This is a genomic window from Micromonospora sp. (assembly GCF_048594385.1).
Lineage (GTDB): Bacteria > Actinomycetota > Actinomycetes > Mycobacteriales > Micromonosporaceae > Micromonospora > Micromonospora wenchangensis.
Window position 1 is genome coordinate 1 of sequence record NZ_JBMDWU010000087.1, and the last position, 3,904, is coordinate 3,904.

6 protein-coding genes are annotated in these 3,904 nt (G+C 74.1%); 4 read left to right on the plus strand and 2 right to left on the minus strand.

From position 1 onward, the window contains the following. Positions 1-59: 59 nt before the first annotated feature. Positions 60-596 carry a SixA phosphatase family protein gene (locus ACOJTC_RS04025; RefSeq protein WP_420115797.1) on the minus strand — a complete coding sequence of 179 codons (537 nt, stop codon included), beginning with the start codon at positions 594-596 and terminating at the stop codon, positions 60-62. Between the two features lie 125 nt (positions 597-721). On the opposite strand from ACOJTC_RS04025, the gene ACOJTC_RS04030 reads away from it, so the two are divergent. After that, complete coding sequence (locus ACOJTC_RS04030) at positions 722-1,012, plus strand: DUF6458 family protein (protein WP_420115798.1); 291 nt, start codon at positions 722-724, stop codon at positions 1,010-1,012. Positions 1,013-1,098: 86 nt separating this feature from the next. Here the strand turns inward: ACOJTC_RS04030 and trhA are convergent, their stop codons facing one another. After that, the gene (trhA, locus tag ACOJTC_RS04035; RefSeq protein WP_357924972.1) at positions 1,099-1,776 is read right to left on the minus strand and encodes a PAQR family membrane homeostasis protein TrhA; all 678 of its coding nucleotides are present in this window, start codon (positions 1,774-1,776) and stop codon (positions 1,099-1,101) included. Positions 1,777-1,882: 106 nt separating this feature from the next. On the opposite strand from trhA, the gene ACOJTC_RS04040 reads away from it, so the two are divergent. From ACOJTC_RS04040 to ACOJTC_RS04050, 3 genes are all read left to right on the plus strand, one after another. After that, positions 1,883-2,494, plus strand: coding sequence for a 5-oxoprolinase subunit B family protein (locus ACOJTC_RS04040; protein ID WP_420115799.1), 612 nt, complete (start codon positions 1,883-1,885; stop codon positions 2,492-2,494). Beyond that, on the plus strand, positions 2,491-3,366 hold the full coding sequence (locus ACOJTC_RS04045; RefSeq protein WP_420115800.1) for a biotin-dependent carboxyltransferase family protein: 876 nt from the start codon (positions 2,491-2,493) through the stop codon (positions 3,364-3,366). Before ACOJTC_RS04040 ends, ACOJTC_RS04045 begins: the two co-directional genes overlap by 4 nt. Next, positions 3,350-3,904 (plus strand): LamB/YcsF family protein (locus ACOJTC_RS04050; protein WP_420115801.1); only part of this gene is annotated, 555 nt, incomplete at its 3' end. The genes ACOJTC_RS04045 and ACOJTC_RS04050, both read left to right, overlap by 17 nt.

The following is a 3,904-nucleotide window of genomic DNA, read 5'->3' on the forward strand; positions in this document are numbered from 1 at the left end:
GCCCGCGCCCGGCCCGCTGCCCGCGCCCGGCCCGTGACCGGTGCGGCGGCCCGAGGGGGTCAGCCGCGGGCGGTGTGCCGGGCGACGATCGGGGCGTCGCCGGGGGTCAACTGCGCCCACGGCGCCGCCGTCCGGTGCACCACCAGGTCGCTGGTCCGTAGCCCCTCCCGGTCGGCCCGGTCCGGGTCGAGTAGCGCCGAGAGCAGCGAGACGCCCGGATTGTGCGCGACGAGCAGCACCGTGCCGGCCTCCGGCTCGACCGTCCGCACCAGGTCGAGCAGGTCGTCCGGGTGCGCCTCGTACGCGGCGGCGGCGTACCGCACCACCGGAGCCGTCCCCGCCGGGGCACCCTCCGGCCGGGACCCGGTCATGCCCAGCGCCACGTCGTGCCAGGTCTGCCTGGTGCGCCGGGCCGCCGAACAGATCACCACGTCGGGGAGCAGACCCTGCCGGGTCAGCCACGCACCTGCGGCGGCGGCGTCGGCGTGCCCGCGTGCGGTGAGCCTGCGCTCCACGTCGGGGCCGGTCGTGGGCTGTTCGGCCTTGGCGTGCCGGAGCAGCACCAGTGTCCGTGTGTCGGCCTCGCCGTCCGTCATTGCACCAGCTTGCCTGATTGGGGCGGGGGCCGCCTGGGTAAGTCGATGGATGCCACTCGCTCATCGATGCCCTCGATGGCCGTGGCGGGTGGGTAACGCCAGCTGACAGCCAAGGAGGCGACGTCATGGGCATCGGTGCCAGCATCTTCCTCATCGCGGTGGGCGCGATCTTCGCGTTCGCCATCGACGCCAACCTGGGATGGCTCAACCTCGACGTGGTCGGCTGGGTGCTGATGCTCGCCGGCGTCGTCGGGCTGCTGACCACCCTCTACTTCTGGAACAGCCGCCGCCGGGCCGTCGTCACCACCGCGGTGCGGCAGGACCAGGTCGTCGCCGACCGGGTCGTGCCGGTGCAGGGCGGCCAGGTGGTACGTGAGGAGTACCGCGAGACGCGCGGCTCGGGTTACCCGGTCTGACCGTCCCGCACCCCATGATCTCGAGGGCCCCGCAACGGCGCGGGGCCCTCGAACTGTCTGCGGTTCTTTCCCGGGGTCGGGTGGGGTCAGGCGAAGAGGGCGAAGTAGATCGCGATGTGGTGACAGAGGGCGGCGATCAGGGTGCACGCGTGGAAGAACTCGTGGTGGCCGAAGACGGTGGGCCACGGGTTCGGCCGGCGTAGCGCGTAGAAGACGGCACCGATGCTGTAGACCGCGCCTCCGGCGGCGAGCAGCACCAGCACGGTGACCCCGCCCTGGCGCAGGATCTGCGGCAGGATCGCCACCGACACCCAGCCGAGGGCCAGGTAGAGCGGCGCGGAGACCCAGCGCGGGGCGTGCGGCCAGATCAGCTTGACGGCGACACCCGCCAGCGCCCCGCCCCAGACCAGGCCGAGCATCAGAATGGCCATCCGCCTGTCGAGCAGCAGGACGCAGAGCGGGGTGTACGTCCCGGCGATGAACACGAAGATCATCGAGTGGTCCATCCGGCGCATGATCTGGTAGCCGCGCTCCGACCACACCCGGCGGTGGTAGAGGGCGCTGGTGCCGAACAGACCGCAGACTGTCACGCTGTAGATCAGGCAGCTGACCAGGGGTGTCCAGCCGGGCCGGGTGGCCGCGACGGCGCTGAGGACGATGCCGCAGACGAGCGCGACGAAGAACGCGTAGGTGTGCAGCCAGCCGCGCATCCGGGGCTTACCGATGTCGACAGGCTTGAGTCGAAGCGGTGCGGAGGTGGTCACGCAAACAGGTTACGGCACCGTAGGTTACTTCTAGGTAGTACGACCCGTCACCGACCTGTCGAGTCTGGCGACCCTGGACGGCCCATCGATCGGAGAGTATGGCGCAATGCGGATCCGACCCGTGGGCCGGCACGCCCTCCTGCTCGACTGCGACGACCCCGCCCAGGTGGAACAGTGGCGGGCCGAGTTGTGGCGTCGCCGGGAGGCCGGTGAGCTGACCGCCGCCGAGATCGTCCCGGCCGCCGGCACCGTCCTGCTCGACGGGGTGCCCGACCCGGAGTCGACGGCCGCCCGGATCGCCCGCTGGACCCCCGGCCCGGCCGTCGCCGCCGCCGGGGCCACCACCGTCGAGGTGCCCACCGTGTACGACGGGGAGGACCTGCCCCGGGTCGCCGCACACTGGCGGGTGACCGTACCCGAGGTGGTGCACCGCCTGGCGAACACCGAGTTCCGGGTGGCGTTCTGCGGGTTCGCCCCCGGCTTCGCCTACCTGACCGGGCTGCCCCCGCAGTACGCGGTGCCCCGACTACCCACCCCGCGCCCCCGGGTGCCGGCCGGCTCGGTGGCCCTGGCCGGGCCGTACGCGGGGATCTACCCGACCGCGTCGCCGGGTGGCTGGCTGCTGGTGGGGCGGACCACGCTGACCCTGTTCGACGTGTCCGCCGACCCACCCGCCACCCTCACCCCGGGCACCCGGGTCCGGCTGGTGACCGGATGACCGCACCGCAGGACACCGCAGGCGCGATCGAGGTACGGCGGGCGGGACCGCGTACCACCGTGCAGGACCTGGGACGGCCCGGGTGGGCGCATCTCGGCGTACCCCGGTCGGGGGCGCTCGATCCGGCGGCGCTGGCGCTGGCGAACCGACTGGTCGGCAACCCGGCGGACGCCGCCGGTCTGGAGCTGACCCTCGGCGGCGGTGAGCTGCGGCTGACCCGGGCCGGCACGGTGGCGGTGACCGGGGCCGACGTCGACGTCCGGGTCGACGGTCGCCCCGGTGACGTGGGCCGGCCGCTGGCGGTGCCGGCGGGCGCGGTGCTGCGGATCGGCACGCCCCGGCACGGGCTGCGCAACTGGCTCGCGGTCGACGGCGGAATCGCCGTCGCGCCCGTGCTCGGCAGCCGGTCCACCGACACCCTCGCCGGCCTCGGCCCACCCCCGGTCCGCGACGGCGACCTGCTTCCGCTCGGCCGACCGGCCGGCCCACCCGCCCCGGTGGACTTCACCGTCGGCCGGCCGGTGCCGGACGAGCTGTGGCTGACCCTGCGCCCCGGCCCGCGTGCCGACTGGTTCACCGCCGGGGCGATGGCGCTGCTGCTCGGTACGGCGTACACGGTGAGCCCGGTCAGTGACCGGGTCGGTGCACGACTGGTCGGCGCGGCGCTGCCCCGCGCGGTGGCCGGGGAGCTGCCCAGCGAGGGCGTGGTGCTCGGGGCGGTGCAGGTGCCCGCCGACGGCCAACCGTTGATCTTCCTGGCTGACCATCCGACCACCGGCGGCTACCCGGTGATCGGGGTGGTGGACGACGTGGCGGGGCTCGCGCAGGCCCGGCCGGGGACTACGGTGAGGTTCCATGGACCTCAACGCTGACCTCGGCGAGGGATTCGGCATCTGGCGGCTCGGCGACGACGAGGCGCTGCTCGACCTGGTCACCTCCGCCAACGTGGCGTGCGGCTTCCACGGCGGCGACCCGTCGACCATGCGCCGGGTCTGCGCCGCCGCCGCCGAACGCGGCGTCACCGTCGGCGCGCAGGTCGGCTACCGCGACCTGGCCGGCTTCGGCCGCCGGCACATCGCGTACGGCTTCGACGAGCTGCGCGACGACGTCACCTACCAGCTCGGGGCGCTCGACGCGTTCTGCCGGCCGTACCGTACCCGGGTCCGCTACCTCAAACCGCACGGCGCGCTCTACCACGCGGCGGCCACCGACGAGGTGCAGGCCGCCGCCGTGGTCGCCGCCGTCACCGGGTACGACCACGAGCTGCCGATCCTGTGCGCGCCCGGCTCCACCCTCGCCCAGCTCGCCGTCGGCGCGGGACTACGGGTGGTCGCCGAGGGCTTCGCCGACCGGGGCTACCTGCCCACCGGGGCGCTGGTGCCGCGTACCGCGCCGGGCGCGCTGGTCACC